This window comes from Yoonia sp. (assembly GCF_046292185.1).
Taxonomy (GTDB): domain Bacteria; phylum Pseudomonadota; class Alphaproteobacteria; order Rhodobacterales; family Rhodobacteraceae; genus Yoonia.
In genome coordinates this window covers 26,169-52,391 of record NZ_JBKBQY010000001.1, presented here as the reverse complement: position 1 = coordinate 52,391, position 26,223 = coordinate 26,169, and the positions used below count along the sequence as shown (strand labels likewise).

Annotated in this window: 26 protein-coding genes; 9 read left to right on the top strand and 17 right to left on the bottom strand. The window is 61.1% G+C overall.

Going from position 1 to position 26,223, the window contains the following annotated elements; all coding sequences use genetic code 11:
- The first annotated feature begins 42 nt into the window (after positions 1 to 42).
- Positions 43 to 1,005 (top strand): acetyl-CoA carboxylase carboxyltransferase subunit alpha, encoded by a 963-nt coding sequence (locus tag ACK4TM_RS00250; protein WP_409694918.1) that lies wholly within the window; start codon positions 43 to 45, stop codon positions 1,003 to 1,005.
- On the opposite strand, the gene ACK4TM_RS00245 is transcribed toward ACK4TM_RS00250, so the two are convergent.
- The 3 genes from ACK4TM_RS00245 to ACK4TM_RS00235 are packed head-to-tail and all read right to left on the bottom strand — an operon-like array spanning position 1,002 to position 3,300.
- Positions 1,002 to 1,739, bottom strand: a complete 738-nt coding sequence (locus ACK4TM_RS00245) for a lysophospholipid acyltransferase family protein (protein WP_409694915.1) — start codon at positions 1,737 to 1,739, stop codon at positions 1,002 to 1,004. The two genes, ACK4TM_RS00250 and ACK4TM_RS00245, sit on opposite strands and share 4 nt — an antisense overlap.
- Positions 1,736 to 2,629 (bottom strand): cell division protein FtsX, encoded by an 894-nt coding sequence (locus tag ACK4TM_RS00240; protein ID WP_409694912.1) that lies wholly within the window; start codon positions 2,627 to 2,629, stop codon positions 1,736 to 1,738. The genes ACK4TM_RS00245 and ACK4TM_RS00240 overlap by 4 nt, the downstream gene beginning before the upstream one ends.
- Positions 2,626 to 3,300: a cell division ATP-binding protein FtsE gene (locus ACK4TM_RS00235; protein ID WP_409694909.1), complete on the bottom strand. Its 675-nt coding sequence runs from the start codon at positions 3,298 to 3,300 to the stop codon at positions 2,626 to 2,628. The genes ACK4TM_RS00240 and ACK4TM_RS00235 overlap by 4 nt, the downstream gene beginning before the upstream one ends.
- Positions 3,301 to 3,465: 165 nt before the next feature.
- On the opposite strand from ACK4TM_RS00235, the gene ACK4TM_RS00230 reads away from it, so the two are divergent.
- Complete coding sequence (locus ACK4TM_RS00230; RefSeq protein WP_409694906.1) at positions 3,466 to 4,200, top strand: zinc-ribbon domain-containing protein; 735 nt, start codon at positions 3,466 to 3,468, stop codon at positions 4,198 to 4,200.
- Between the two features lie 5 nt (positions 4,201 to 4,205).
- Here ACK4TM_RS00230 and ACK4TM_RS00225 read toward each other — a convergent pair whose 3' ends face one another.
- From ACK4TM_RS00225 to argH, 5 genes are read right to left on the bottom strand one after another with little or no spacing between them, the layout of a single operon-like run.
- Entirely contained in the window at positions 4,206 to 6,785 is a 2,580-nt protein-coding gene (locus ACK4TM_RS00225) for a TIGR02302 family protein (RefSeq protein WP_409694903.1), read from the bottom strand.
- Between the two features lie 42 nt (positions 6,786 to 6,827).
- Positions 6,828 to 8,096, bottom strand: coding sequence for a diaminopimelate decarboxylase (lysA, locus tag ACK4TM_RS00220; protein WP_409694900.1), 1,269 nt, complete (start codon positions 8,094 to 8,096; stop codon positions 6,828 to 6,830).
- A gap of 8 nt (positions 8,097 to 8,104) precedes the next feature.
- Positions 8,105 to 8,419, bottom strand: coding sequence for a DUF2834 domain-containing protein (locus ACK4TM_RS00215; RefSeq protein WP_409694897.1), 315 nt, complete (start codon positions 8,417 to 8,419; stop codon positions 8,105 to 8,107).
- Positions 8,419 to 8,592, bottom strand: coding sequence for a hypothetical protein (locus tag ACK4TM_RS00210; RefSeq protein WP_409694894.1), 174 nt, complete (start codon positions 8,590 to 8,592; stop codon positions 8,419 to 8,421). The genes ACK4TM_RS00215 and ACK4TM_RS00210 overlap by 1 nt, the downstream gene beginning before the upstream one ends.
- Entirely contained in the window at positions 8,589 to 9,977 is a 1,389-nt protein-coding gene (argH, locus tag ACK4TM_RS00205) for an argininosuccinate lyase (protein ID WP_409694891.1), read from the bottom strand. The genes ACK4TM_RS00210 and argH overlap by 4 nt, the downstream gene beginning before the upstream one ends.
- A 13-nt stretch (positions 9,978 to 9,990) precedes the next feature.
- Between argH and ACK4TM_RS00200 the strand changes: the two genes are divergently transcribed.
- Entirely contained in the window at positions 9,991 to 10,551 is a 561-nt protein-coding gene (locus ACK4TM_RS00200; protein ID WP_409694888.1) for a TlpA disulfide reductase family protein, read from the top strand.
- Here ACK4TM_RS00200 and ACK4TM_RS00195 read toward each other — a convergent pair.
- Positions 10,548 to 11,117: a YqgE/AlgH family protein gene (locus ACK4TM_RS00195; protein ID WP_409694885.1), complete on the bottom strand. Its 570-nt coding sequence runs from the start codon at positions 11,115 to 11,117 to the stop codon at positions 10,548 to 10,550. The genes ACK4TM_RS00200 and ACK4TM_RS00195 overlap by 4 nt on opposite strands.
- Positions 11,118 to 11,221: 104 nt before the next feature.
- On the opposite strand from ACK4TM_RS00195, the gene ACK4TM_RS00190 reads away from it, so the two are divergent.
- Entirely contained in the window at positions 11,222 to 12,019 is a 798-nt protein-coding gene (locus ACK4TM_RS00190; RefSeq protein WP_409694882.1) for a protein-disulfide reductase DsbD domain-containing protein, read from the top strand.
- Between the two features lie 14 nt (positions 12,020 to 12,033).
- On the opposite strand, the gene ACK4TM_RS00185 is transcribed toward ACK4TM_RS00190, so the two are convergent.
- The 4 genes from ACK4TM_RS00185 to ACK4TM_RS00170 form a co-directional block, all read right to left on the bottom strand.
- On the bottom strand, positions 12,034 to 15,429 hold the full coding sequence (locus tag ACK4TM_RS00185) for an efflux RND transporter permease subunit (protein ID WP_409694879.1): 3,396 nt from the start codon (positions 15,427 to 15,429) through the stop codon (positions 12,034 to 12,036).
- Entirely contained in the window at positions 15,429 to 16,880 is a 1,452-nt protein-coding gene (locus tag ACK4TM_RS00180; RefSeq protein WP_409694876.1) for an efflux RND transporter periplasmic adaptor subunit, read from the bottom strand. Before ACK4TM_RS00180 ends, ACK4TM_RS00185 begins: the two co-directional genes overlap by 1 nt.
- Before the next feature lie 70 nt (positions 16,881 to 16,950).
- Positions 16,951 to 17,493 carry a molybdenum cofactor biosynthesis protein B gene (gene moaB / locus ACK4TM_RS00175; protein ID WP_409694873.1) on the bottom strand — a complete coding sequence of 181 codons (543 nt, stop codon included), beginning with the start codon at positions 17,491 to 17,493 and terminating at the stop codon, positions 16,951 to 16,953.
- Positions 17,490 to 18,263 (bottom strand): uracil-DNA glycosylase, encoded by a 774-nt coding sequence (locus tag ACK4TM_RS00170; RefSeq protein ID WP_409694870.1) that lies wholly within the window; start codon positions 18,261 to 18,263, stop codon positions 17,490 to 17,492. Before ACK4TM_RS00170 ends, moaB begins: the two co-directional genes overlap by 4 nt.
- A 103-nt stretch (positions 18,264 to 18,366) precedes the next feature.
- Between ACK4TM_RS00170 and ACK4TM_RS00165 the strand changes: the two genes are divergently transcribed.
- The 4 genes from ACK4TM_RS00165 to plsY are packed head-to-tail and all read left to right on the top strand — an operon-like array spanning position 18,367 to position 21,750.
- Positions 18,367 to 19,323: an aspartate carbamoyltransferase catalytic subunit gene (locus ACK4TM_RS00165; protein WP_409694867.1), complete on the top strand. Its 957-nt coding sequence runs from the start codon at positions 18,367 to 18,369 to the stop codon at positions 19,321 to 19,323.
- Between the two features lie 3 nt (positions 19,324 to 19,326).
- Positions 19,327 to 19,839, top strand: coding sequence for a hypothetical protein (locus ACK4TM_RS00160; RefSeq protein WP_409694864.1), 513 nt, complete (start codon positions 19,327 to 19,329; stop codon positions 19,837 to 19,839).
- A gap of 22 nt (positions 19,840 to 19,861) precedes the next feature.
- Complete coding sequence (gene pyrC / locus ACK4TM_RS00155; protein ID WP_409694860.1) at positions 19,862 to 21,145, top strand: dihydroorotase; 1,284 nt, start codon at positions 19,862 to 19,864, stop codon at positions 21,143 to 21,145.
- Positions 21,145 to 21,750: a glycerol-3-phosphate 1-O-acyltransferase PlsY gene (plsY, locus tag ACK4TM_RS00150; protein ID WP_409694857.1), complete on the top strand. Its 606-nt coding sequence runs from the start codon at positions 21,145 to 21,147 to the stop codon at positions 21,748 to 21,750. The genes pyrC and plsY overlap by 1 nt, the downstream gene beginning before the upstream one ends.
- Before the next feature lie 46 nt (positions 21,751 to 21,796).
- Here plsY and ACK4TM_RS00145 read toward each other — a convergent pair whose 3' ends face one another.
- Positions 21,797 to 22,378, bottom strand: a complete 582-nt coding sequence (locus ACK4TM_RS00145; protein WP_409694854.1) for a thymidine kinase — start codon at positions 22,376 to 22,378, stop codon at positions 21,797 to 21,799.
- Positions 22,379 to 22,485: 107 nt separating this feature from the next.
- Here ACK4TM_RS00145 and arsH point away from each other — a divergent pair, with 107 nt between their 5' ends.
- Positions 22,486 to 23,196: an arsenical resistance protein ArsH gene (arsH, locus tag ACK4TM_RS00140; RefSeq protein ID WP_409694851.1), complete on the top strand. Its 711-nt coding sequence runs from the start codon at positions 22,486 to 22,488 to the stop codon at positions 23,194 to 23,196.
- 2 nt (positions 23,197 to 23,198) lie between these two features.
- Here arsH and ACK4TM_RS00135 read toward each other — a convergent pair whose 3' ends face one another.
- From ACK4TM_RS00135 to ACK4TM_RS00125, 3 genes are all read right to left on the bottom strand, one after another.
- Positions 23,199 to 23,828, bottom strand: coding sequence for an FMN-binding negative transcriptional regulator (locus ACK4TM_RS00135; protein ID WP_409694848.1), 630 nt, complete (start codon positions 23,826 to 23,828; stop codon positions 23,199 to 23,201).
- Positions 23,829 to 23,937: 109 nt separating this feature from the next.
- The gene (locus ACK4TM_RS00130) at positions 23,938 to 24,264 is read right to left on the bottom strand and encodes a hypothetical protein (protein WP_409694845.1); all 327 of its coding nucleotides are present in this window, start codon (positions 24,262 to 24,264) and stop codon (positions 23,938 to 23,940) included.
- 14 nt (positions 24,265 to 24,278) lie between these two features.
- Positions 24,279 to 26,189 (bottom strand): OmpA family protein, encoded by a 1,911-nt coding sequence (locus tag ACK4TM_RS00125; protein ID WP_409694842.1) that lies wholly within the window; start codon positions 26,187 to 26,189, stop codon positions 24,279 to 24,281.
- Between the last annotated feature and the right edge of the window lie 34 nt (positions 26,190 to 26,223).

The following is a 26,223-nucleotide window of genomic DNA, read 5'->3' as shown; positions in this document are numbered from 1 at the left end:
GCCATATAATACGGACTTGTGGCAGAAAGGTGCGATGAACTGATGACCCTATACCTCGACTTTGAAAAACCGCTGGCCGAGATCGAAGGCAAGGCCGAAGAATTGCGCGCCATGGCCCGCGACAATGCGGATATGGACGTGTCGAAAGAAGCGACCGCGCTGGACAAAAAGGCGGTTGAGCTGCTCAATTCGCTTTACGCCAACCTGACGCCCTGGCGTAAATGTCAGGTCGCACGTCACCCCGAGCGCCCACATTGCATCGATTACATCAATGCATTGTTTACCGAATTCACGCCCCTTGCCGGGGACCGCAACTTTGCCGACGACCATTCCGTCATGGGCGGCATTGCGCGGCTGGACGGGCAGCCTGTCATGGTGATCGGCCATGAAAAGGGCAATGACACCAAATCACGCATCGCCCGCAATTTTGGCATGGCCCGGCCAGAGGGATACCGCAAGGCGATCCGGCTGATGGATCTGGCCGACCGTTTCGGTCTGCCGGTCATTACCTTGGTGGATACCCCCGGTGCCTATCCCGGTAAAGGTGCCGAAGAACGCGGCCAGTCCGAAGCGATTGCGCGCTCGACCGAGAAATGTCTGGGATTGAAAGTGCCGCTGATAAGCGTGATCATCGGCGAAGGCGGGTCAGGCGGTGCTGTCGCCTTTGCATCGGCCGACCGGGTCGCGATGCTTGAGCATTCGGTCTATTCGGTGATCAGTCCTGAGGGCTGCGCCTCGATCCTGTGGAAGGATTCCGAAAAGATGCGCGAAGCGGCAGAAGCTTTACGCCTGACGGCAAAGGACCTGCATGAACTGGGCGTCTGCGACAGGATCATTAAAGAACCCAAAGGCGGCGCGCATCGCGACCGTGGTGCCGCGATCAAGTCGGTGGGCGAGGCGTTGACATCCATGCTAGCAGAACTCGGCGGTAAATCGGGTGAAAAGCTGCGCAAGGACCGACGTGATAAATATCTGAATCTGGGTAGCAAGGGATTAGCGGCCTAAATTCGCCCGACCGGAAAACCCGCTTCGGCGTTCAACCGGTCAGAGGCGGCTTCGATCTCCGTTTCTAGCTGATGCATGAACGTGGCGATATCCAATCCCGGTTCGATCCGGGGCAGGAATTCGAACACGGCTGTCCCTTGATGCCGGTAGATCCCGCGCTTGGGCCAGAACAGTCCGACATTGGTCGCGACAGGCACAACCGGCTGGCCCAGTTCACGATACAGCGCTCCGGTACCGATCTTGTAGGGCGCCTTGACGCCGGGGGCGATGCGGGTGCCTTGGGGATAGATGATCAGCTGCCCCGGCATCGCGCGCCCGGCCCGCACATCGGCGACCATCTTTTTGATCGCTTGCCCGCGTTTGCCGCGATCCACGGGAATACAGCCGATCCGCATGGCGAACTGGCCGATGATCGGCGCGTATTTCAGGATTGATTTCAGGACGAACTTTCCGCGCGGGATTGCCCCATAGATCATCAACACATCCAGAAATGATTGATGTTTGGGGGCGACCATCACCTCGTCCGTGGGTGGGGTGCCACGGATTTCGACGCGCAACCCGATCATCCATCCGGCGGACCAGCGCACCCAGCGGCAATAGGCATGGCACGCGGCCACAGCCCCTGCCGGCGACCAGAGCGCGGCTGGCGTATAAAGAATACCGACCACCAACATCGCCACATAGATTTGCGCATTGAACACCAACGACCGAAGCCACTGGATTGCATAGGTCATGTCTGTTCCCTCAGGCGGCGGAAAGCGGCGGCGCGGGTCGCCACGAAGGCCACGATAGCCGAAGCCAAAGGAATGACCACCACCCACGTCCAGTCAAGGCCGATAAACCCGAATGCCATATCCATACCGCCAGCCACATTTGCCTGCGGCATGATCTGAAGCACGGCGACACCGATGACGACGCCGATGACAGCCCCGAAACCTGCACGCAAGGTAAAGCGGCGCACGAAGGCACCGGCGATATAGACATCACGCGCGCCGACCAGGCGCAGGACCCGGATCACCTGCGCATTTGCCGCCAGCGACGCATGGGCGGCCAAGGTGATCATCGCAGCCATGACGGCACCGATCAAGGACAGCACGCTCCACCCCGTCAGGCGCAGCCGTTCCGCCGCCCGCAAAAGGGGTTCGCGCCAGGCACCGTGATCATCCACCATGGCGCCGGGGACTTCTGCCTGCAAGCGCGCGCGCAGGCCGTCGAGGTCATAGCCGTCTTCGTCAGGCAAAATCTCGATCAATTGCGGGATGGGAAGGGTTTCGACAGGCACATCAGGCCCGAACCAGGGTGCCAAAAGCGCGCGCTGTTCCTCGGGTTCCAGCACACGGGCAGAGGCCACGCCGGTTGTGGTCTGCAGAACATTCACCGCTGCGCGCAACGCTTCGTTGGTCTGATCCAGATCGGCGGGCAGGCGTAAGGTGGCAGAGCGCGCCAGATCATCGGCCCAACCGCTTGCCACCCGCCCGGCGGTCAACGACAAGGCCAGCGCAAAGATCGCCAGAAACGCCATGGCAGCGGCGACGAAGACCGTCAGCCTTGCAGATATGCCCGTCGGCGGCACAGCGCGATCAGCCAACTGATCGCCAAGGATCAAAGCGATCACGGCCTTCACAGTTCCGCCCCCGCCTGTATCAACTGCCCGCCCTTAAGACGCAGCACACGTGCATTCACGTCAGATTTCATTGACCGGATCATTGCCAGATCATGTGTAGCGATCAGGATTGTTTTGCCCATCCGGTTCAGTTCCACCAAAAGCGCGAGAAGGCGCTGGGACATTTCCCAGTCCACATTGCCGGTCGGCTCATCCGCGATCACCACGTCAGGGGACATGATAACCGCCCGCGCCAAGGCAGCGCGCTGGCGTTCGCCACCCGACAATTCCGGCGGAAGTTGCCCTGCCTGTGGCCCCAGACTGACCCACGACAGCAATTGCGTCAGGTTATCCTGCGCTTCCGCGATCCTGTCCGCGACCGTCAGCGGAAGGGCGATATTTTCGGCTATCGATAGATGATCCAGAAACTGTGTGTCCTGATGCACTACCCCGATGCGGCGGCGTATCATTGCCACCTGATCGCGCGACAAATCAGCGGCATCCTGCCCAAACAGCCTCACATGTCCGACGCTTGCCCGCAAATCCGCGTAGCACAGCCGCAGCAATGTCGTCTTGCCCGCGCCCGACGGGCCGGTCAGAAAGTGGAACGATCCCGGTGCCAGCTTGAGCGAAACACCCGAAAACAGCGCCGTTCCGCCATATCCGTAAGATATGTTATCGAGTTCAATCACGATCTGTCCTTTGCCTGCACCCGCTGTATTGCCCAAATCTGCGACAGGTTTCAATGATCACTGCAATGCCGCGCGTGCAAAACCTTTGCGTTTGGTCTTTGCGCTGGTAGATTAACGCCGATAAGAACAATAAATCCGTGGCTCACGGGATGAGGGGTTGGCAGAATGCGGTTGATTTGTCCCAATTGTGGCGCGCAATATAACGTGTCTGACGATGCAATCCCGTCTGCGGGGCGCGATGTCGAATGTTCCAGCTGCGGGCATAGCTGGTTCCAGCCCGGCGCCGTGCCAGAACCCGCCGCCGAACACCCTCCCGCGCCCGAAGCGGGACCGATCCGTCGGTCAGTCGATGCGTCGATTGCCGAGATTCTCCGCCAGGAGGCCGCACGTGAACAACAATTGCGCGACGCCGAGACCGCACAAGGACAAGCTGAGCCGCAGGAATCATCTAAGGCCGATGCACCGCCCGCCGACAAGCCCATAGCAGCAGAAGCGCCGGCCGAAAGTGAACCGGATACCATCGTGCCCGCGCCTGCGGGCGTTACCCCCCGCCCCGCCGCTGTTGTGCGGGCCGATCCCAAGATGCGTGAAATGCCCAGCATGAGCGAGATCAACGCCAACCTGCGCGCGCAGTCGCGCCGTGCGGGCCCGCCTCAGCCGCCAACGGCAGAAGTGCAAGAGGCCGAGAATCGTCATGGTTTCCGGCGCGGGTTCGCCCTTGTGCTGCTGCTTTTTGCATTGCTGCTTGCGCCCTACATTTTTGCCGACCAGATCAGCGCACAATTCCCACAATCGCGGGACATCATGTCCAGCTATGTCGCGACAATCAATGGATGGCGGCTGACACTGAACCACTATGCGACGGCACTGTCAGGTTGGGCCGCCGCCGTGGCCAGCTAGACCGGTCAGAACTGCCCAAGCAGGCGGCGCAGGTAGTCACGTTCAACCTCCGGCCTGTCCTGTTCGGCAGAGCGGCGACGGATTTCGTCCAATAATTCGGCGGCGCGCCGGTTGATATCCATATCGCCCAACAGGTTCTGCTCTGTGCCCATCTGCCCGCTATTGCCCATTTCGCGCCCGAGCGGGTCACGTTGCCCTGGCACCGCATTCCCTGCCGCTTCGCCTTCTTCGCCAGACTGGCCGGTCTGGGCCTCGGCCATCGCTTGCCCCAATTCGCGCATCCCGTCGCGCAGGGCATCCATCGCCTCGGCCTGACGGTCGATGGCACCGGACAGATCACCGCCGCGCAGCGCCTGTTCCGCGCCTTCCATCGCGCCCTCGGCCCGGTCGAGCGATTGGCGCGCCGTGTCGCCTGAATCACCCGGCAGGTTCGGCAACCCGTCGCGCTGGCGCTGCAATTCCTGACGCAAGGCCTGCTGGCGTTCCGTCAAGCCGCGTTGGTCATCGCCGGGGCCAGACCTGCCCTGATCACTGGGGTCACTGCCCTGACCTTGGCCTCGGCCCTGCTCACCCTGGCCGGCCTCTCCCTCACCCTGCTCACCTTCTCCGGACTGACCTTGGCCATCCGGGCCTTGCTGCCCTGTCGAATCTTCCTGCTGGCCTTGTCCGCTTCCATCTGCACGGTTCTGCAAATCGCGGAAGGCATCGTCGGACAGGCCCTGCTGATCACGCAGCGTATCGGCCAGATCCTGCATGGATTGCTGGCCGGGGCTGGGAGGCCCGTCGCCACCCTCACCCTGCGCGACGCGCATGTTTTCCATCATCTGATTCAGTTGTTCCATCAGCGCCTGCGCCTCGGCCATCCGGCCTTCCTGCATCAGCTCTTCGATGCGGTCCATCATAGCTTGCAGATCGCTCATCGAAAGTTCCATGCTTTCGCCGCTGCTATCGGCCTGGTCAGTGCCGTCGCCGGGTTCGGCCTGTTCGGCCAGCATGCGCATGTAGTCATCTGTCGCTTCGCGTAACTCGTCCATCAGTTCGGCGATTTCCGCGTCAGAGGCACCGTTGCGCATCGCCTCTGACAGGCGTTCCTGCGCGCGGCGCAGACGTTCGCGGGCATCTGCCAGACGACCATCCTCCAACTGGATCGCAAGGTCCCACAGCGCGCTAACAATCTCGGCCTGCGTCTCTTCGTCCAGACCGACCAGCGCTATCGCGTCCATCCGCCGGATAATCGTACGCATGCGCAGATACATTGTTTCAGAGGTAAAAATATCCTCTGGCCGATGCGAAATCGCGCGGAGCAACTGCCCGACGCGGCGGGCATTGTCACGCGACCACATGAGATCGCGACGCTGTTCAATCACAGCGCGCGCCACCGGCTGGAAAAACCGCCGCCCCGGCAGGATCAGCGGTTCCGGGGCCGTACTTGCCGTCTGACCCGCCGCATCAGTGACGGACAGTTGCAGCGTCACCGGCAGGTTCGCCAGAGGATGCTCGCTGAGGTTATCGACCAGAAAGCCCTCGAATTCCGCCCTGTTGCCGGTAAAGGGCATCGGTAGATCCAGCACCAGATCGGGAATGGTTTCGGGATCGGCCGCCAGACCATGCCTGCGCTCTACCGCGGCAAGGTCCAGCGCGATTGTCGCAGTGCCGCTTTCGACGCCGTAATCATCACTGGCGCGGAAAGGCTGCGACATTTCCCCCATCGCATCCGCGGTGAGCGGGTCGGTAAGGGCCACAAAGGGCGGCGCATCGGCGACGGCCGTGACCGTCCAGCGCCGTTCATCTGGACCTTCCAGCGCCAGCGTACCGGAATAGACGATTTCGAATTGTTGTTGTCCTTCGGCCAGCGGCGGCAGGTCATCGGGCCGACCTGACACGTTTTCGTTCAGGCTTATCCCGCCAAGATCACCGTAGACCCGCAACGTCAGCATGCTGCCCGCAGGCACGCGCAAAGGGCCAGAGCGGATATCATTGAGATAAAGCGTCGGGCGCCCGGTATAGGCGGGCGGTTCGACCCAACCTTCCCAGACCGGGCCAGAGGCCAGCGCCGGCGACGGACCGGTCACGATATCGCCAACGCTCGTGACCCGCAGGACCGACCCGAAAAGGAGCGCCGTGATAAAGAACAATACAGCGATGAAGCGCAAACCATAAGGATCGCGATCAGCGATGCGCAGGTCAGGCTCAACAGCGCGGGCGGATTTCGTACGCTCGGCCATACGCGCGACATGCGCCTGCCAGACGGCCATGGATGCAGGATCGCCCGCACCGATGGCCTGTATATCCGCCACGGCGGCAATCGGACGACCCGGCAATGCGGCATCGACCCGCGCAAGCGCCTCTGCCGGACCGGGTATATGAAAGCGACGCAGCCCCCACAGCAGCGCCGTGACCAGCGCGATCAGAACGCAGGCAGCCAACGCCACCAATGCCGCAAGCGGCAGAAGGTCATGCCAGCCCATCATCAGCGGCGCGAGGGTCAGAAACAGGATCGTCCAGAAAGGCCAGAAACACCGGACCAAATTTTCCGCCACCATACCAAGGCGTGTCCAGCGAACGGGCTGGCGCAGGTGGCGCATCTGGTCGGGGATCTGGGTCAGCGTTTCTCTCCGCAGTTTGGGCTACTCCAGCCACTCTGGCAGGCTATCGCGCGCGATCATCTCTTCATAGCTAGGACGCCTGCGGATAACTGCAAATTGATCGCCTTTGACCAGCACTTCGGGGATCAGCGGACGCGAATTATATTCCGATGCCATCACCGCACCATAAGCCCCCGCAGACCGGAACGCGACCAGATCGCCCGCTGACATCGGCGGGATCTCGCGCCCCTTGGCAAAGGTGTCGCCGCTTTCACAGACCGGACCCACGATATCATAGCGGGCCAGATCAGTGCCGGGGGCGGGTTCGATGACCGGCACGATGTCGTGCCAGGCATCATACATCGCGGGGCGGATCAGGTCGTTCATCGCACCATCGAGGATCAGGAAATCGCGATCTTCACCGGATTTGACATAGATGACTTGTGATACCATCAGCCCAGCATTGCCGGAAATCAGGCGACCCGGTTCAATTTCGATCTCGCAGCCCAGATGGCCAAGGGTCCGTTCGATCATCGCGCCATAGTCAGACGGCAGCGGCGGCGCTTCGTTCGACCGGGCGTAGGGAATACCAAGCCCGCCGCCCAGATCAAGGCGGGTGATCTCATGCCCATCGGCGCGCAAAACCTCTGTCAGTTCAGCGACTTTTGCATAGGCCGCCTCGAAGGGGGCCAGATCGGTCAGTTGCGAACCGATGTGTACGTCGATGCCGATGACCTTCAGCCCCGGCAGCGTGGCGGCCAGCGCGTAAACTTCGCGCGCGCGCGAAATCGGGATGCCGAATTTATTTTCGGATTTGCCGGTGGCGATTTTCGCATGGGTCTTGGCGTCGACATCGGGATTGATGCGCAGGGTGATCGGTGCGACGACGCCTACGGACCGCGCCACATTATCCAGCGCGATCATCTCAGGCTCGCTCTCGACGTTGAACTGGCGGATACCGCCCTCCAGCGCAAGACGCATTTCATCAGCGGTCTTGCCGACGCCGGAAAACACGATTCTATCGCCCGGCACGCCCGCGGCCTTCGCGCGCAGATATTCTCCGGCAGAAACCACATCCATACCGGCACCCGCCTGCGCCAGCACCCGCAGGACCGCCTGATTAGACAGGGATTTCATCGCGAAACACACCAGATGGTCGGCAAAACCCAAGGCATCGTCGAACAGTTGAAAATGCCGCGTCAGCGTGGCTGTTGAATAAACATAAAATGGCGTGCCGACCGCAGCAGCGATATCCGCGACAGCGACATCCTCGGCGTAAAGCGCGCCGTTGCGATAGATGAAATGGTCCAAAACGGGTCCTAACGTAAGGTAACAGGGCGACTGCGCAGATAAAGATAAAGCGGCAAACCGCAACTCACACCGATCATGAATGTCGCTGGCACAGCCAGAAGGCTAAGGTAATTCTTGCGCGAAAACGCCTCATAGATTGCCCAGATCGTCAGCGTGACAGCAGCGATCGTCAGATCCCATACCAGACCGCTGGTCGCGGCATTGGCGTGCCAGGCATTCACCATGGCCATGATGTCCCAGGTGTTGGCGTTGAACCAGCCGATGAAATAATACATCGGATGCACCGTGCCCCATACCGCCAGCGCCAGCCAGACATTGCGCATCAAAGGCCGACCCCGACCGACACCCGGCCATTGCTGGCCCCGACCGAACCGTAGGTGCCGATCCCGCCGGACCCCATGCTCAGCCCGACATTGGCGTTGGGCGTCATCGGCGGCGCGTCTGCCCCACAAGCGGCAAGCGTGGTCAGCAAAACGATCATTGCAAGGCGTATCATGTCAGAACCTTTCTCCAGGCTGCGATCTGCGCGCGGACCTGTGCGGGGGCCGTGCCCCCATAACTCATGCGCGAAGCGACCGAATTTTCAACCCCCAAGACGTCAAAGACATCGGCACTGATACCATCGTGAACGCCATGCATATCCGCCAGCGTCAGATCCGGCAGATCGCAGCCTTTGGATTCGGCCAGCGCCACCAGCGATCCGGTGACATGATGCGCCTCGCGGAATGGCAGGCCCAGTTCGCGCACCAGCCAGTCGGCCAGATCAGTCGCCGTGGAAAACCCGCTGCTGGCCGCTGCTTTCAGATTGTCGCGGTTGGCAGTCATATCCGCGACCATGCCGGTCATCGCAGCCAAGGCCAGCATCAGGCTGTCGGCGGCGTCGAATGTCTGTTCCTTGTCTTCCTGCATATCCTTGGAGTAGGCGAGCGGGAGACCCTTCATCACGGTCATCAACGCGACATTCGCGCCGAAGATCCGGCCGATCTTGGCGCGGATCAGCTCTGCCGCGTCAGGGTTGCGTTTCTGCGGCATGATCGATGACCCGGTCGACCATTTGTCCGACATCTTCACGAACCGGAATTGGGCAGAGGACCAGATCACTAGTTCCTCAGCCAGACGGCTCAGGTGCATGGCGCAGATGCTGCTGGCGGCCAGAAACTCCAACGCGAAATCGCGGTCGCTCACAGCATCCAGCGAATTGCCCATCGGTGCGTCAAAACCCAAAGCCTGCGCCGTCATGTCGCGGTCAATCGGGAAGGATGTACCGGCCAACGCGGCAGCACCCAGCGGTGACTGGTTCATCCGTTTGCGCGCATCGGCGAACCGGCTGCGATCCCGCGCCAGCATTTCAACATAGGCCAGCATGTGATGCCCCCATGTCACCGGCTGGGCGGTTTGCAGATGGGTGAAACCGGGCATCACCCAATCCGCCCCGGCATCGGCTTGACCCAGCAAGGATTGCTGCAAGGCGGCCAGCGCCGCATCCACCTGATCGCATTGATCGCGCACCCAAAGCCGGAAATCCACCGCGACCTGATCATTGCGCGAACGCGCCGTGTGCAAGCGGCCTGCCGGTTCGCCGATCAACTCGCGCAGCCGGGATTCCACATTCATGTGAATATCTTCGAGTGCGGTCGAGAACGGGAAATCCCCCGTTTCAATCTCTGACAATACGGTGAGAAGGCCTTTCCTGATCGCGTCCGCGTCTGTATCTGAAATGATGCCACAGGCGGCCAACATGGCGGCATGGGCACGCGAACCGGTAATGTCTTGCGGTGCCAAACGGCGGTCGTACCCGATCGAGGCGTTGATCGCCTCCATGATCGCGTCCGGTCCGGCGGCAAAGCGGCCGCCCCACATCGAGTTTGCGTCTTTGGTCATAAAGGAAGCGCCCATGCGAAAGTTACTGTCAGCCTTGCTTTATACGGCCCTGCTGGGTGTTGCAAACCTTGGTGCGGCGCAAGGCGCTGATCCGGCTGACCTGCGGGAAGGCGAAATGCGCAAGCTGGTGTTTCACCCCACGCCGGTTGCCACCACAGACATCCCCTTCACCAGCGAGGACGGCACGGAAATGGTGCTGGCCGATCTGCAAGGGCGCTATGTCGTGTTGAATTTCTGGGCCACATGGTGCGCCCCCTGCCGTGTGGAAATGCCGCATCTGTCAGCCTTGCAAAGCGACCTTGGCGGAGATGATTTCGAGGTGGTGACCGTCGCTGTGGGGCCAAACCCGCTGCCTGCGATGGAACGGTTTCTGGCGGAAATCGATGTCGACAACCTCCCGCTTCACACCGATACGCGGCAACGGTTCGCGCGCTCGATGGGCGTGCTGGGCCTGCCCGTGACGTTGATACTGGACCCTGACGGCATGGAAATAGCCCGCATGCAAGGCGAGGCAGATTGGTCCGGACCGAGTGCCGTGGCGATCATCAATGCGCTGTTGGATGATCCGGCCTAGGCATGACCTGCGCTTGAAGACAGCAAGACAGGATCAATGCCAAGCAGCTTGAGCGCGCCGGACCATTTGTCGGTATTTGCCAGTTCAAAGATGATATCGGCATGTGCATCGCAGGTTAGCCAGCCATTCTGGCGGATCTCGTTTTCCAACTGGCCTGGCCCCCAGCCTGCATAGCCAAGCACCAGCAAGGCTTGTGCAGGTCCGCGCCCGGCGGCGATATCTTCCAGCACGTCCATCGTCGCGGTCATGCCGATCCCATCAGCCGCCTGCAACGTCCCAAGTCTGGATTGATAATCGCCCGAATGCAGCACGAAACCGCGCCCGTGTTCGACAGGCCCACCAAAATGCACGGCGATATCACGGGTATCAGGGGCCTGCGGAATCTCCATCTGGTCCAGCAGGTCGGCAAAGCTGATCTGGCCTTGTGGCTTGTTGATGATCAAGCCCATCGCGCCCTCTTCGGAATGGGCGCAAAGATAGATTACAGAACGCGTAAACCGCGGATCGGCCATGTCCGGCATGGCGATCAGCAACTTTCCGGCAAGAGACGCAGCAGTCAGATCCATCGCAATACAATGGTGACACTGCGCCGTAGGTGCAAGGCACCACATGTCAGCCAATCGCTCATTCGTGACTTTTCATGTCATCCGGAATCGCCCAAGAGATAGGCATGCGCACAAATCTGCTGATACCCTTCATCCTGTCTTGCTTGCCCGCTTCGGGATTTGGCCAATCTGCCGATGATCTTGCGTCGGTCACGGTGCTGCCCGGGTGGCGCGAGGCGGACGGCACCCATGTCGCGGCTTTGCGGATTGATCTGGCCGATGGCTGGAAAACCTATTGGCGCGCGCCGGGCGATGGGGGCATACCCCCCACTTTTGCAATTTCAGGGTCCGGGGTTATCGCCATGCAACCGCATTTTCCCGTGCCCGAAGTCTATGAGACTTTCGGCATCCGCTCGATCGGATATGAAAACAGCGTGACCTTCCCGCTGCGTCTGCAAATCCCCGATGTTGGATCGGCAGTGGGCATCAGCGGCCAGATCGAGATCGGCGTCTGTGATGAGGTCTGCATTCCGGTTACACTAGATTTTTCTGCCCTGCTGCCGCCCGATGGTATCTCGGATCCTGCCATTGTTGCCGCGCTGCGCGACCGTCCGCTGACGCGGACAGAGGCACAGGTCGGCACTGTGACCTGCACCGTCACGCCGATCAGCGACGGGCTGCAACTCACCACGATGATCACGATGGCACAAACTGCTGCCGAGGAAGTCGTGGTGATCGAGGCGGGCGATCCCAATGTCTGGGTTTCTGAACCGCACGTCACCCGCCAGGGTGGCCAGCTGACAGCTGTGGTGGACATGGTGCATATCTCGGGCCAGCCGTTTGCACTGGACCGGTCTGCCCTGCGCTTTACCGTGCTGGGCGCTGGCAAGGCGGTGGATATCCAAGGCTGCACCGCGCATTAAGTGACTACCGGCATTTAGCTGCGCAAACGCCGCGCTGCGAAACTGGTCATGGCGATAACATAGATCACGATCAGAACCAGCAGCATCAGCAGCGCGAACAGCCCCAGCGCCGGGGCAAAGCCGCCGGTCAGAAATGGCAGCGCCGCTCCGACCGGCGGCCAAGGTGCCCCTGTCAGCAACAACGGCAGTACAAGCGCGCCAAACAGGGTCGCGGTCGCCACAGCGCCCAGCGCGGCAGGCAGCATCATCGCCATACGCCGCCCACGCAGGGCCCGTCTGGCCGATTGCACCTGCCGCGCGACATCGGTCTGCATCGCCATGATCGACGGCACGATGACCAGGACCAGCACCATTCCAAAGCCAAGGCCAAAGACCAACGTGACTACTGTTGGTTTCAGAAACTCGGCCTGCGTCGATCCTTCATACAGCAACGGTGACAAACCCAGCACGGTCGTCAATGTCGTCAGCAGTACTGGGCGTAAACGGTCCACCGTGCCATCGATGATCGCGGGCACGATCCCGCGATCCTGCGCATATTCGTCCACGGTGGTCACCAGCACGATGGAATCGTTGATGATGATCCCCACCATCCCAATCAATCCGACGACGGTGAACAGGCTCATCGGGATCTGCCAGACGTGATGGCCATAGATCGTCCCGACCAAGGCAAACGGGATGATCGACATGACAACGACCGGCCGGGTCCAGCTGCTGAAAATCCACGCCAGTGTCAGATAAATTCCCAACAAGACCAAGGTCACACCCACTGCGGCGTCGCCGAGGAACCGCTGTTCCTCTTCGCTTTGACCGGCAAGGTGCGTGGCGATTCCGAAGCGGCTTTCCAGACGCGGCAGGATATCGCCAGCGATGATCTGCTGGATCTCGGTCGCGCGCGTCGCGTCATCGCTGTCAAGCTCGCCGGTCACCGAAATCAGTTGCACGCCGTTTTCGCGCCGAACGGTCGAAAACCCGCTGCGTGTGTCGACGGTCACCACATCGGCCAGCGGCACATAGATCCCGTCACCGGCACGGATCTGCAGGAGATCAAGAAAGTCCGCCGTCAATTCGGATGCAGGCAATTGCACCCGAATCGTGGCAGAACGGGCGCCGTCAGGAAAACTTGCCGCCTCGATCCCCGCCAGCGTATTGCGCAGCACGCGACCCAGCGCATCGATGCCGATCCCCAGCGCCTGACCCTGCGGTGTCAGTTGCAGCACCAGTTCTTCCTTGTCGTAAGACAGCGAATCCTCCAGTGCGGAAATCTCGCCATATTGGGCCAGTTCGCTTTTCAGCGCCTCAGCGGCGGCTTTCAACGTCGTACTGTTGGCACCCGACAATTGTACGTCAATCCCATCCGCCGCGGGCCCTGCCCCCCAGCTGCGAAAGCTGACGGTTTCCGCCATCGGGTGCTGGATAATACTTTCCTGCAACGCGGTCACAAAGGCATTGCTGGTATAGGGGCGGCTGTCGGCATCGACCAGTTCGATGGTGATCGCGCCCAGTTGATCGGCATCCTTGTTTTCCGCGCCAGCGATCGCGCGCCCGGAATTACCGCCAATCTCGGCGATCACCGACAACAGCGGATTGATGCCGTATTCCGCCTCGTATTGCGCGCCCAACGCCTCGGTCGCGCGCTGCATTTCGCGCATCATCTCCAGCGTGTCGTCACGGTTGGCACCGGGCAGCATGGCGAAATTGCCACTGACCTGCGCCTGTTCCGGCGAGGCAAAGAAACGCCAGGCGACATCGCCGCGAATGACCAGCGCGCTGGACGCCGCCAGAGCAACCAGCGCCAGCGCCACCACCGGATACCGTGCCCGAATAACCAGCGCCATGAACGGCGCGAACAAGGTGAACCGGAACCAGTCAAAGCCGCGATTGACGTATTTCGACGGGCGGTCATACCAATGATCCTTGGCCGAATGGGCTATGGCGTGAGACAAATGGTTGGGCAGGATCAGGAAACATTCCACCAGACTGGCGATCAGCACGGCGATCACCGTATATGGAATATCCGCGATCAGATCACCGAAGCGCCCGCCAATCGCGACCAGCCCGAAGAAGGCGATGATCGTCGTGATCGTCGCCGAAAACACCGGGCTGAACATGCGGCGGGCAGCATTCTCTGCGGCCACGGTGGGCGATTCCTTCAACTGCCTGACCCGAAAATCGGCATGTTCGCCCACCACAATCGCGTCATCCACCACGATCCCCAGCGTGATGATCAGCGCGAAAAGCGAAATCATGTTGAAGGTGATCCCTGCCGCATACATTAGCGCCACAGCGGCCAGCATCGCCACCGGAATGCCGAACGCGACCCAGAAGGCCGTGCGCGCATTCAAAAACAGGAACAACAACGCCACGACCAAAGCCAGCCCGGTCAGCCCGTTGCGCACTAGAATATCCAGCCGCCCGGTAATCTGTTCGGCACGCGCATTGGTCAACTGGATCGTCACGCCATTGGGCAACGACGTCTGCATTTCCGCTGCGACCCGTTCCACACTGCGTTGCAATCCGATGGCATCACCCGTGGCAGAGCGTTGCACCACCACCTTGATTGCAGGATCGGGTCCCACAAAATAGGCACGGTCGCGATCAATGCCTTCGACCTGCACTTGGGCCACATCGGCGATTGTCAGGGTCGATCCGTCAGGATTGGCACGCAGGGCAATCGCGCCGATTTCCTCTGCGCTGCGGCGTGCGACTCCGGTGCGCACGCGCGCGTTGGATGAGACGTCACCGGCAGGCGCAGCACTGGTTTCTTCGGCGATGCGCTGCGAAATATCGGCCATACCAATATCATGTTCGATCAGGGACAGCGACGGCACCTCGACCAGGATCGACGGGGCCGCGACCCCTTGCACCGACACACGTGTGACGCCTTCGGCGAACAGCCGGGTTGAAAATTCGTCTGCGAACCGTCCAAGCTGATCGACGCCGACGGGCCCCGCGATCACCACATCCGTCACACGATCCGACCAGCCACCCCGCCTTATGCTGGGATCATCGGCATCGGCAGGCAGATTGCTGGCACCGTCCATGGCGATCTGCACGTCTTCGGCTGCGCGGTCCATGTCGTAGCCGGGTTCGAATTCCAGCGAGATGCGGGCGCTGCCCTCGGTCGAGCGGGAAGATGACGACACCACCCCGTCTACTGTCAGCAGCACAGGTTCCAATACCTGCACGATAGCGGCGTCCACATCCTCGGCCCCTGCGCCGGACCAGGAAACGTTGACCGTCACATTGTCGATGATCACATCCGGAAAGAACTGCGCCCGCATATTGGGGATTGCCAGCACACCGGCAGTCAGCATCAGCACCAGCAGCAGGTTCGCCGCTGTCTTGTGCCGGGTGAAATAGGACAGGATGCCGCCCGCGCTTGCCGTCAGCCTGTCGCCCCCCGTCCCCATCAGCTGCCCATCCGGCTTTCCAGCCGTTCTACGGTTTCGGATGACACTTCATCCTGCTCCAGTTGCGCGATAATCCGCGCCTTGATATCATCCGGCATCTCGCCATCCACGACATAGGCGATCAGCCGCGCACGGCGATCGGCATCAAGCTGTATCATCTGTGCTGTTTCTTCCTCTGTCACACCGGGGCGGATCGGACGAACCTTGATTCCCGCCCCGAGCAAGGGCGAGCGTTCCATCACAACACTCGCCCCCGAAAGATCGGAAGCGGCGATGATCACGTCATCACCCTGACGCCGCAGGACCGTGACAGGGACAGGTTGCAACCGTTCATCCGCGTCCACGGTCAGGATCATGTTATCTGACCCGACAGCCGTGGCTGGCAACAGCGCCACATTCTCAAGCACCGGTTCGGAAATGCTGACAGTGACAAAATCACCGGGACGAAAACCGGGCGCACCCTCGATCCGCGCGAACAATTGCCGCCCGGTCTGGCCGGTGCCAACGCCGGCCCCTTCCCGGGTGATCTGGCCGTTGGCGGTCAGGTTCACGCCTTCCGCATCCAGCGCCACAGTCACCGGCGCACCCGTCAGCCTGCCGTCTTCATCGAGCAGCCGGGCATATTGTGCGGTCGATACGCGGAAAGCGACCTCTAACCGGGCGGGGTCGATCAATCGCGCGAACATCTCGTTCGCGGTCACCCTTGCGCCAGGTGTGATCGTGACCTCGGTCAGGGAACCGTCAAAGGCAGCGGTGATTTCGGTGTTCGCCAGATTGCGTTCCGCTTCGGCCAGATCAATCTCTACCCGCGCAAGCCGTGTGGTCGCCTGATCAATGCGCGCCTCTGCGGTCGCAATCGCCTGCCTGCGGGTCAATACCGCTGCGCTGGCGCTTGACGCGGCAAGTTCTGCATCCTCGACCGTCGCAGCCGTACCAACGCCGCGCGACTGCAAATCCAGCGCACGCGCAAGCGCGCGGTCGCGCAAAGCCGCCTGCGCGCGTGCCGCAGTCAGTTCGTCTTGGCCCAGATCAATCGCCCGCTGCGCATCGCGCAATTCGGCCTGCGCATCCTGCAGATCGGCCCTGATCCGCGACAATGCTGCCTGTGCCTCGACCGGATCGATGCGGACCAACAACTGGCCTGCGGTGACGGTGCCACCTTCGACAAGGTTGTCATCAACGTCCAACACCGTGCCGCTGGTGGCCGCACGTAGATCAAGCGTCCGCTGGCTGCGCAACTCGCCAAAGACCACCAGATCGGGGGTCAGGGTCTGCGGCTCCAGCGTCAGCACATTGACGGTGAACTCACGCTCGCGCTGCGGCAGAATGCGCGGTTCCTGATTCACCCGCGCCTCGACCGCACCACGCAGGGTATTGCCCGCCCATGCCAACAGCACAAGTGTCAAGGACAGCAGGAAAATGCCCGTCAGGCTCCGTCTTAGAAAACGCATCAATTATTCCTTTTTGCCACGCACAGGTCGGGCGCACATAGCCTCTTGTTCCTTCATACGATGGAACGGATCATTTCCGTCGCAAATGTTCGTCCAGACGGGGCATGATCTCGACAAAGTTACAGGGGCGGTGCCGAAAATCGAGCTGTCGGCCCAAAATTTCATCCCACGCATCCCGGCACGCGCCGGGTGATCCCGGCAGCGCGAACAGATAGGTACCCTGCGCGACGCCTGCCGTTGCGCGGCTTTGCACTGCGCTGGTGCCAATCTTTTGCATCGAAACAATGGTGAAGATCGTGCCAAACGCGTCGATCTCTTTTTCATAGACATCACGATGCGCCTCGACCGTGACATCGCGCCCGGTCAGGCCGGTGCCGCCGGTAGAAATGACAACGTCAACGCCACCATCTGCGCACCATGCGCGCAATTGATCCGCGATCAGCGCGCGTTCGTCCTGAATGATTTGGCGATCGGCTAAATGATGCCCGGCGGCGGCGATCCGATCCACCAACGCCTGACCGGATTTATCATCCACCAGTTCGCGCGTATCGCTCACCGTCAGCACCGCGATGCGAACCGGGATGAATTCCAGCGTTTCGTCAATCCTGCTCATGTCTTCAACCTTACGTTCAGCGCCAGCAAATCGGTCCAAGCCTCGCGCTTGGCGGCCGTGTTGCGCAACAGATAAGCGGGATGGAACATCGGCAGGCAGGGTTTGCCTGACACCTCGGTCCATTTGCCCCGCAGCGTCGTGATACCCTTTTGCCCCAACAACGCCTGACAGGGCGTGTTGCCCATCAGCACAATGATCTGCGGATCGGCCAAGGCGATATGGCGTCGCAAAAACGGCAGCATCATTGCGATTTCATCGGCATCCGGGGTACGATTCGACGGCGGCCGCCACGGCATGACGTTGGTGATGTAGACCGCGCGATCCTTGTTGCCATGTGCGCGACCCAGATCAATCGCCGCCAGCATCCGGTCCAGCATCTGCCCCGCCTGCCCGACAAAGGGCCTGCCAGCGCGGTCTTCCTCGCGCCCCGGCGCTTCGCCGACGATCATCACGCGCGCGCCGGGCTGACCATCGGCGAAGACGGCATTGCGCGCCCCGCGTTTGATTTCACACAACTCATATGCGGCAACGGCGGCGGCCAGTGACGGCAGATCTACCGCCGCATCTGCCGCAGCACGGGCCACATCGACAGGATCGATCACCGGGATGGCAAGAGGGGCGACGGGTTCCGTCGCGGGCGCGGGCTTGACCGGCGCTGGATCAAGATCATACCGGTCCAACGGCGCGTCCAATATCGCGTCGGTCACGCCCAATTCGACCTGCCATTCCAGCGCCGCGCGGTCTTGCCAATATGTGTTGTGCGAATCCATACCGCCACATTAAGCGCAAAGCTTACCTTTGTGCAGGCCCTGCGGCATTGAAGCCGGACAAGGTGCGCCCTATAACCCACCGGAAGCTGCAAAGGATCAGGGCATGACATTCCGCGCAAAGCATCTTTTGGGGATCGAACAGCTGCATCCGCTGGAAATCACGACCCTTCTGGACCTTGCCGATACCTATGCCGACCACAACAGCCGGGGACTGGCACATCGCGAGGTATTGGCAGGTCTGACCCAGATCAACATGTTCTTTGAAAATTCGACGCGCACGCAAGCCAGTTTTGAACTGGCGGGCAAACGGCTGGGTGCGGATGTGATGAACATGGGGATGCAGGCGTCATCTATCAAAAAGGGCGAAACGCTGATCGATACCGCCCTGACGCTGAACGCGATGCGGCCTGACCTGCTTGTCGTCCGGCACCCGCAATCGGGCGCGGTCGATCTGCTTGCGCAAAAGGTCAATTGCGCAGTGTTGAACGCTGGCGACGGGCGGCATGAACACCCCACCCAGGCCCTGCTGGACGCGCTGACCATCCGCCGCGCCAAAGGCCGGCTGCACCGCCTGAACATCGCGATTTGCGGCGATATCGCGCATAGCCGCGTGGCAAGGTCCAATATCATGTTGCTGGGCAAGATGGAAAACCGCATCCGCCTGATCGGCCCGCCCACGCTGATGCCCACAGGCATCGCCGATTTCGGGGTCGAGGTTTACGACGACATGGTCACGGGACTGAAAGACGTCGATGTCGTCATGATGCTGCGACTACAAAAGGAACGGATGGACGGCGGGTTCATCCCGTCCGAACGCGAATATTTCCACCGCTACGGTCTGGATGCCGCGAAGCTATCCCATGCCAAACCCGACGCCATCGTCATGCACCCCGGCCCGATGAACCGCGGCGTCGAGATTGACGGCAATATCGCCGATGACATCAACCGATCCGTGATCCAGAAGCAGGTGGAAATGGGTGTCGCCGTACGGATGGCCGCGATGGATCTTCTTGCCCGCAACCTGCGTGAGGCGCGCCACGAAAACAGCGTGATGGTATAGCCGATGCTCGATATCCCAGCGAATGACCATGGCGCGCTTTATGTGGTGGAATATTCCGGCCCGCCGCTGGATGGCCCCAAGGAACAGATGATCCGCAAGATCATCGGACAAGACGGGCTGAACCTCGACTATGTCGATCTGATCCCTGCGTCTCAGACCGGCGACGTCGCTTTGCCCGATCTGATCCGGCAAGGCTATGACCTGCCGCTGACGCCAGCGCAGGCCACGACTTTGCGTCGGGTTTCAGGCATGGTTGTACTGATCATGTCGCGGGCTTTTGGCGGCAAGGCGCAAACGATTTTTCTGCCCGATGACACCCGCACTGTCATGGTGCTGCGCGAGACCCCGCAGCTTGGCACGGTGGAAAAGCTCACCTCTGAGGGCGCTGTCGGTGAATTGAACGGACGGCAGGCCAAGCCACGCAAATCCGACGCAAGGATGAGCGGGATGGTCGCCACGGCCGCGCTGTTGGTGATGTTCGCGCTGGTCGGGCTGATGATCTGGGTCGGACGATGAATTATTGCAAAGGAACAGACGCATGACAGCCATTTTCTTTGCCAATGCCCGGGTAATCGACCCGGTCGCGCTGACCGACGAAGCAGGCTCTGTCCTCGTCGTCGATGGGCTGATCCATGCGGTATCCGGCGCAGACGCGACGCCACCCGTCGGCGCGCAGATCGTGAATTGCGTGGGCATGTGCCTGGCACCTGGGATCATCGATATCGGCGTGAAAGTGTCCGAACCGGGCGAACGGCACAAGGAATCCTTTCGATCTGCGGGCCGTGCAGCGGCGGCAGGCGGCGTGACCACGATCGTGACCCGGCCCGACACGGACCCCACGATCGACACCCCCGAAAAGCTAGAATTCGTCGCACGGCGTGCGCAATTGGATGCACCGGTGCATGTCCTGCCAATGGCCGCGCTGACGAAGAACCGGGACGGCCAGGAAATGACCGAAATCGGCCTGTTGAAAGATGCAGGCGCCGTGGCTTTCACCGATTGCGATCATGTGGTTACGAAAACAAAGGTCCTGTCGCGGGCGCTGACCTATGCCCGCTCGCTGGATGCCCTGGTGATTGGCCATACGCAGGATCCCGGTCTGTCCGATGGTGCCGTCGTGACCTCGGGCAAATTCGCCTCGCTGCGTGGCTTGCCCGGCGTGTCGCCCATGGCCGAACGCATGGCGCTGGACCGCGATATCAGCCTGTTGGAAATGACCGGCGCGCGCTATCATGTCGATCAGATCACGACCGCGCGTTCCCTGCCCGCGCTGGAACGGGCCAAGCGTAACGGTCTGAAAATCACCGCCGGCGTCAGCATCCACCACCTGACGCTGAACGACATGGATGTCGCCGATTACCGCAGCTTCTTCAAACTGACGCCACCCCTGCGGGCCGAGGACGACCGGATCGCCGTGGTCCAGGCCGTCGCCGAAGGTCTGATTGACGTGATCTGTTCGATGCACACGCCGCAAGATGAAGAAAGCAAGCGCCTGCCGTTTGAAGAGGCTGCCAGCGGCGCTGTCGGTCTGGAAACGCTGCTGCCTGCTGCGATGCGGCTTTATCATGCGGGCCAGATCGATCTGCCGCGCTTGTTCCGCGCGCTGGCGCTGAACCCCGCGCGCCTGCTGGGGCTGGCCGCAGGGCGGATGCACGGGGGCGCGCCTGCCGATCTGGTGCTGTTCGACCCGGATGCCCCGTTCCTGCTGGACCGCACCACCTTGCAGTCAAAATCCAAAAACACACCCTTTGACGGCGCGCGTCTGCAAGGCAAGGTGATCGGCACATGGGTGGACGGCATCCGCATCTGGGGAGAGGCGTGATGCCTGTGATCGAAAGCAGTCTTGCCGTCCTCGTCCTTTGGTGCGCTGTCGGCTACCTGCTTGGGTCAATCCCCGGCGGGGTGATTATCGCGCGGCTGATGGGTCTGGGCGATCTGCGCACCATCGGCTCTGGCAATATCGGCGCGACAAATGTCCTGCGCACCGGCAATAAAAAGGCCGCTGCGCTGACGCTGATTTTTGACGCAGGCAAGGGCGCTGTCGCGGTGCTGGCCGCGCGCCAATTCGCCGGTGACGACGCGGTGCAGATGGCAGCGCTGATGGCCTTTGTCGGGCATTGTTTCCCCGTCTGGCTGGGTTTCAAGGGCGGCAAAGGCGTCGCCACCTATCTGGGCATCATGCTGGCCCTGATCTGGCCCATGGGGCTGGCCGCCTGCGCGATCTGGCTCGTCACAGCCCTGATCACCCGGTTTTCATCACTTGCGGCCCTGGTCGCCGCCGGTGCGCTGCCCATCGTGATGACAGCAACCGGCTTTGCCAGCAGCGCCGTGCTCGCCGTTCTGCTCGCCCTACTGATCTACGTGCGGCACTGGGGCAATATCCAGCGACTGCGCGCAGGCACCGAGGGTAGGATAGGGGTGAAATAGCCGCATCGCCCGAGGCAGAGTATCGCGGCGGCAGACTTAAGCCTTCTTATTTTTCGCCCATCTCTTCGCGCCAATGCCGCCGACAAAGCGAGTCATAGCGGTCATTGCCGCCGATCACGATCTGATCGCCCGACGATAACACCCGCCCTTCGGCATCCTTGCGCACCACCATCGTGGCCTTCTTGCCGCAGTGGCAGATCGTGCGGACCTCACGCATTTCATCGGCAAGCGCCAGCAATGCGGCAGAACCGGGAAACAGCTCCCCCAGAAAATCCACCCTCAGCCCAAATGTCATGATCGGCACGTTCAGATCATCCACCGCACGCGCCAGTTGCCAGACCTGATCCTTGTCCAGAAACTGCGCCTCATCGACGAACACGCAGGCACAGGGGCCCGCGTCCAGCCGGGCCTTAATCTTGGCGAACAGATCCTCGCCGGGGGCAAAGGTATCGGCATCCGCGCCGATCCCGATGCGGCTGCCGATCCGGCCTTGCCCGGCGCGATTGTCCAGCTGCGCGATCATCAGATAGGTCTGCATCCCGCGCTCGATGTAATTGTGCGATGCCTGCAGCAACACGGTCGATTTACCGGCGTTCATTGTCGAGTAGTTGAAATACAGCTTTGCCATGGTGGCTGATTAGCCTTGCTGCCGTTGCTATGGCAAGGGGCGCGGTCAGGCCTTTTCCTCACCCGCCAATCTGCTAGGACCGGACCAAGCCCGAAAGGATACAACCGATGGATTTGTCCGATCTTCCCAATATCGTCCCCGGCGCGTTGCAGCCGGTGGATCACGCAGTACTGGCAGGGCCAAGTGACCCCGGCCATCCGCCGCGTATTTTGCTGCTTTACGGGTCTTTGCGACCGGTCAGCTATTCCCGCCTCTGCGCCGAGGAAGGCGCGCGCGTCCTTCGCGCCTTAGGTTGCGAGACGCAGATGTTTGATCCCTCCGGCCTGCCATTACCCGATGACAGCGTCGATGAAACCCATCCCAAGGTGGCAGAGTTGCGCGAACTGGTGCTCTGGTCCGAAGGCATGGTGTGGTCCAGCCCCGAACGCCACGGCGCCATGACCGCGATCATGAAGGCGCAGATCGACTGGCTGCCCTTGTCGCCCATCGGCGGCATTCGCCCGACTCAGGGCAAGACGCTGGCGGTGATGCAGGTTTCGGGTGGATCGCAATCCTTCAACACGGTCAATCAACTGCGTATTCTGGGCCGCTGGATGCGGCTGATCACGATCCCCAACCAATCATCCGTGCCGATGGCGTGGAAGGAATTCGAAGACGGCCGGATGAAGCCATCGCCGCTTTATAACCGGATCGTCGATGTGATGGAGGAACTGGCCCGCTTTACCCTGATGACCCGCAGCCGCGACAAGATGCTGACGGATCGCTATTCCGAACGGGTCGAGACGTTGCAGGATGTCCACAAGCGGGTCAGCGGCTAAGTTCAGTCCGGCTTGGCACCCTGCGCGGTCATGCGGGCGGCCATACCAGAATGCCCGGAGGCTTCCAGCCCCGCGACCGTACCAGCATAATCAATCGGTGCGCGGTTCTGGCTAATCTTTGATTTTGCCAGTATCCGGGTCACGGCGATCCTAAAGGCGACGATCCCGCCCAGCATCTGGTCCAGGTAATCTTTGGGCGCATCTGCCATCCGCCATGCATCAGCCCCGTTCAGGCGATGTTCATGTGACCGGGTCAGAAGACCGACCGCCGCGCGCTTGGCGTGATCATCATGCTGGAAAGATATCCGACCATAAAGATGTGCAACCTCGTAATTCCAGGTCGGCACATGACGGTGGTGGTCCTGCTTGGTCGGATAGAAGTTGGGTGAAACATACGCATCGGTCCGCCGAAAGATCGCCAAAACCTCCTGATCCGCCTCGATAAGTCCGTGCATGTCATTGGCAAGCGCGACATGGCCAATCAGATCACCCTTGGGCGATGGCAGAAGCGGCAGGTGATTGGCGATCAGCCCGCTGTCAGTTTGCGCGACGACACAGGCCAGCGGCGCATCTGTAAGGATTGCGGTGATGACAATGGGGTTGGTTTCCTCGAAATGCGGCGGAATATACATCTTGACCTTTCAACCGGTGTCTCCCGGCACATTGAACCGGCAAACCGCAGGGTCAAAGCATAGGTCGGGGTATTATTGATGTCGACACCTTACGCAGCGGGCGCGTCCCTCAGCCCGCGTGCTGGCGTTCGATATAGCCACGCAATTCTTCTGCCTCGCGGCGGGCCTCGCGCAACCCGTCCATGGCGGCGCGCAATTCGGCCTCTGTCTGGGTCAGCTGATTGGTCATCTCTGCCTCGCGCTGTTGCAGATAGGTGATGGCCTGATCGCGGGTTTCCTCGGCCTCGTGCAGGGCCTGCGCCATCTTGTCCAACTCGCCGATCTCAGAGGTGGTGACGCGCGTGAAGCGGTTGATGAGCCAACTGGCGAACCAACCGAGTGCGAAGGCCACAAAAAGAATGACCGCAGTGGCAATGATGAATTCAGTTCTGTTCAACGTCTTGCCTTTGCCTAGCCCTCTTCAGGTGCGTCGTCACTGTCTTGCGGGGTTTCCTCGTCGGTTTCAAGGTCTTCGGCCGCAGTTTCGTCAGTTTCGCCATCCTCTTCGTCGGGCTGGATGAGGCTGAACTCGATGCGGCGGTTCGCCTCGCGGCCTTCCTCTGTCGCATTGTCGGCGATCGGGTCGGCGATACCGTAACCCACCGCCTCGAAGGTCGAAACAGGGACGCGGCGGCTGCGCAGGGCGGTCAGCACGGCGTCGGCCCGGTCCTGCGACAGGCGCAGGTTCATTTCTTCGCGGCCCTGACTGTCTGTATATCCTGCGACGCGGACCCGCAGATCGCCACACAGGCGCAGCACTTCCGCGATATCGTCGATGATCGGCTGGCCCGCCGCCGTGATACTGGCAGAGCCGGGGTCAAATGTGATCTTGCGACCCTCTGTCAGGGTCTTGATCTGCGCAATACATTGTTCGGGCGTCGGCAGACCGGCGATCGGGTCCAGCGCCTCGACATAGGTCACGTTCAGTTCAAACTCAGCGGTTTGCCCCAGCTTTTCGATAATCAGGCGCGATATTTCTCCGGTCGCGTTTTCATTACCGGTTTGGCCTGTGATCATGATCGTCTCTGGCTCCACCACCACAGACCCGTTGGACAATTCTGACAAGGCCTCGATCCCCGCCAGCACCCGCACGGACCACCCCGTCGGCAGATCCTGCACGATCCGGGTTCCCATCGTGACGTTGCGGGCACCGAATTTGGCGGCGGCAAAGTTGGAGGCCACCGTATTCGTCATTTCATCCGGCACCCGGCCACGCAATTGCACCTGTCCTTCGGGGCTGCGGGTGGCAGAAAACTGCGGTGGACCTTCGGCCTCGGCACTGGTGTCGGGAAGAGGGGGCAGCTCGGCCGTCACGGCGAATGCCTCTGGCAGGTTGTTTTCAAGCACGCCGACCACATTGTCGAACAACCGTTGCTGGATGCCCGGCATGGCGACAAGGCTGATATCGGTATCGGCCAGCGTCACGGTGCCGCCGCCCAGTTCCGTCAGTGCGCCAATGGCCAGCACCACCGCCTGTCCCCATTCCTGCGATGGCGTGCCCAGCCCAAGGATGCAATTGACCCGCCCTTCCAATCCGGCGGCAGTCGCTGCGGCGATAATCATCTCGCGGGTTTCATCCGTATCCGCCACGCAGGCATCAAAACGGGGTCCGAACTCATCGAGGATAAACCGTGCGGTAAAAGGCGAAATCACCGGACGCGGCGCACTGATTTCCAGCAAGAGGCGCACACCATCCGGACGGGCGCGCGCCAGCGCCGCCTCCAGCTGGCGTTTTTCGGCCGCGCTGTCGGAAATGCCGTTCACGACGACCCGTTCCGCATTGACCGATATTTTCGAGCGCGGCAGCATTTCCAGCGCCTCCAGCGCGAAATCGACTGCCGCCCGCCACGTTTCCGGCACCGGGTAATCCCCGGTCTCCAAAAGATCCGTCACAGGTTTGTCCTGTGAAATCCGGGCGATCCGCCGGGCAAACGCATCACGGTTTGTTGTCGCGGGAATCAACCCGATCAGGGACACGCCGCTGTCGTTGCGCAGAATCTCGATCTTGAAATCCGGTGGGGTGAAATCAGCCGAATCGGCGACGGACAGATTGTCGATGACGCGGCTGGCATCGACCACGCCACCTGCGGCAGAAATCGCGCGAAACCTTACCGCTTCGGTCGGTGCGGTCCCTTCAAGGATAACCTGCAACCCGTCGCCCAGGACCTCTGCCCAGTCATGGCCGTTCTCGACAAGCGTTTCCTGCACGGCTTCGACTGATCGTTCTTCAACGGTAGAGACAGTCAGTTGCGCAGCGGCAACCGATCCGGCGGCGGCAACGGCGAAGGCAATAACCCGTATCAAGATCGCAGAGAGGCGCATTGTTACTCGTTTCCTTAGATCGGGGCCTCAATAG

Excerpts from the sequence above, each read along its gene's own strand:
- ACK4TM_RS00250 (WP_409694918.1), top strand. The coding sequence starts at position 43 with ATGACCCTATACCTCGACTTTGAAAAACCGCTGGCCGAGATCGAAGGC.
- ACK4TM_RS00245 (WP_409694915.1), bottom strand. The coding sequence starts at position 1,739 with ATGACCTATGCAATCCAGTGGCTTCGGTCGTTGGTGTTCAATGCGCAA.
- ACK4TM_RS00230 (WP_409694906.1), top strand. The coding sequence starts at position 3,466 with ATGCGGTTGATTTGTCCCAATTGTGGCGCGCAATATAACGTGTCTGAC.
- ACK4TM_RS00225 (WP_409694903.1), bottom strand. The coding sequence starts at position 6,785 with ATGCGCCACCTGCGCCAGCCCGTTCGCTGGACACGCCTTGGTATGGTG.
- ACK4TM_RS00215 (WP_409694897.1), bottom strand. The coding sequence starts at position 8,419 with ATGCGCAATGTCTGGCTGGCGCTGGCGGTATGGGGCACGGTGCATCCG.
- ACK4TM_RS00210 (WP_409694894.1), bottom strand. The coding sequence starts at position 8,592 with ATGATACGCCTTGCAATGATCGTTTTGCTGACCACGCTTGCCGCTTGT.
- argH (WP_409694891.1), bottom strand. The coding sequence starts at position 9,977 with ATGACCAAAGACGCAAACTCGATGTGGGGCGGCCGCTTTGCCGCCGGA.
- ACK4TM_RS00200 (WP_409694888.1), top strand. The coding sequence starts at position 9,991 with ATGCGAAAGTTACTGTCAGCCTTGCTTTATACGGCCCTGCTGGGTGTT.
- ACK4TM_RS00195 (WP_409694885.1), bottom strand. The coding sequence starts at position 11,117 with ATGGATCTGACTGCTGCGTCTCTTGCCGGAAAGTTGCTGATCGCCATG.
- ACK4TM_RS00190 (WP_409694882.1), top strand. The coding sequence starts at position 11,222 with ATGCGCACAAATCTGCTGATACCCTTCATCCTGTCTTGCTTGCCCGCT.
- ACK4TM_RS00185 (WP_409694879.1), bottom strand. The coding sequence starts at position 15,429 with ATGGGGACGGGGGGCGACAGGCTGACGGCAAGCGCGGGCGGCATCCTG.
- ACK4TM_RS00180 (WP_409694876.1), bottom strand. The coding sequence starts at position 16,880 with ATGCGTTTTCTAAGACGGAGCCTGACGGGCATTTTCCTGCTGTCCTTG.
- moaB (WP_409694873.1), bottom strand. The coding sequence starts at position 17,493 with ATGAGCAGGATTGACGAAACGCTGGAATTCATCCCGGTTCGCATCGCG.
- ACK4TM_RS00170 (WP_409694870.1), bottom strand. The coding sequence starts at position 18,263 with ATGGATTCGCACAACACATATTGGCAAGACCGCGCGGCGCTGGAATGG.
- ACK4TM_RS00165 (WP_409694867.1), top strand. The coding sequence starts at position 18,367 with ATGACATTCCGCGCAAAGCATCTTTTGGGGATCGAACAGCTGCATCCG.
- ACK4TM_RS00160 (WP_409694864.1), top strand. The coding sequence starts at position 19,327 with ATGCTCGATATCCCAGCGAATGACCATGGCGCGCTTTATGTGGTGGAA.
- pyrC (WP_409694860.1), top strand. The coding sequence starts at position 19,862 with ATGACAGCCATTTTCTTTGCCAATGCCCGGGTAATCGACCCGGTCGCG.
- plsY (WP_409694857.1), top strand. The coding sequence starts at position 21,145 with ATGCCTGTGATCGAAAGCAGTCTTGCCGTCCTCGTCCTTTGGTGCGCT.
- ACK4TM_RS00145 (WP_409694854.1), bottom strand. The coding sequence starts at position 22,378 with ATGGCAAAGCTGTATTTCAACTACTCGACAATGAACGCCGGTAAATCG.
- arsH (WP_409694851.1), top strand. The coding sequence starts at position 22,486 with ATGGATTTGTCCGATCTTCCCAATATCGTCCCCGGCGCGTTGCAGCCG.
- ACK4TM_RS00135 (WP_409694848.1), bottom strand. The coding sequence starts at position 23,828 with ATGTATATTCCGCCGCATTTCGAGGAAACCAACCCCATTGTCATCACC.
- ACK4TM_RS00125 (WP_409694842.1), bottom strand. The coding sequence starts at position 26,189 with ATGCGCCTCTCTGCGATCTTGATACGGGTTATTGCCTTCGCCGTTGCC.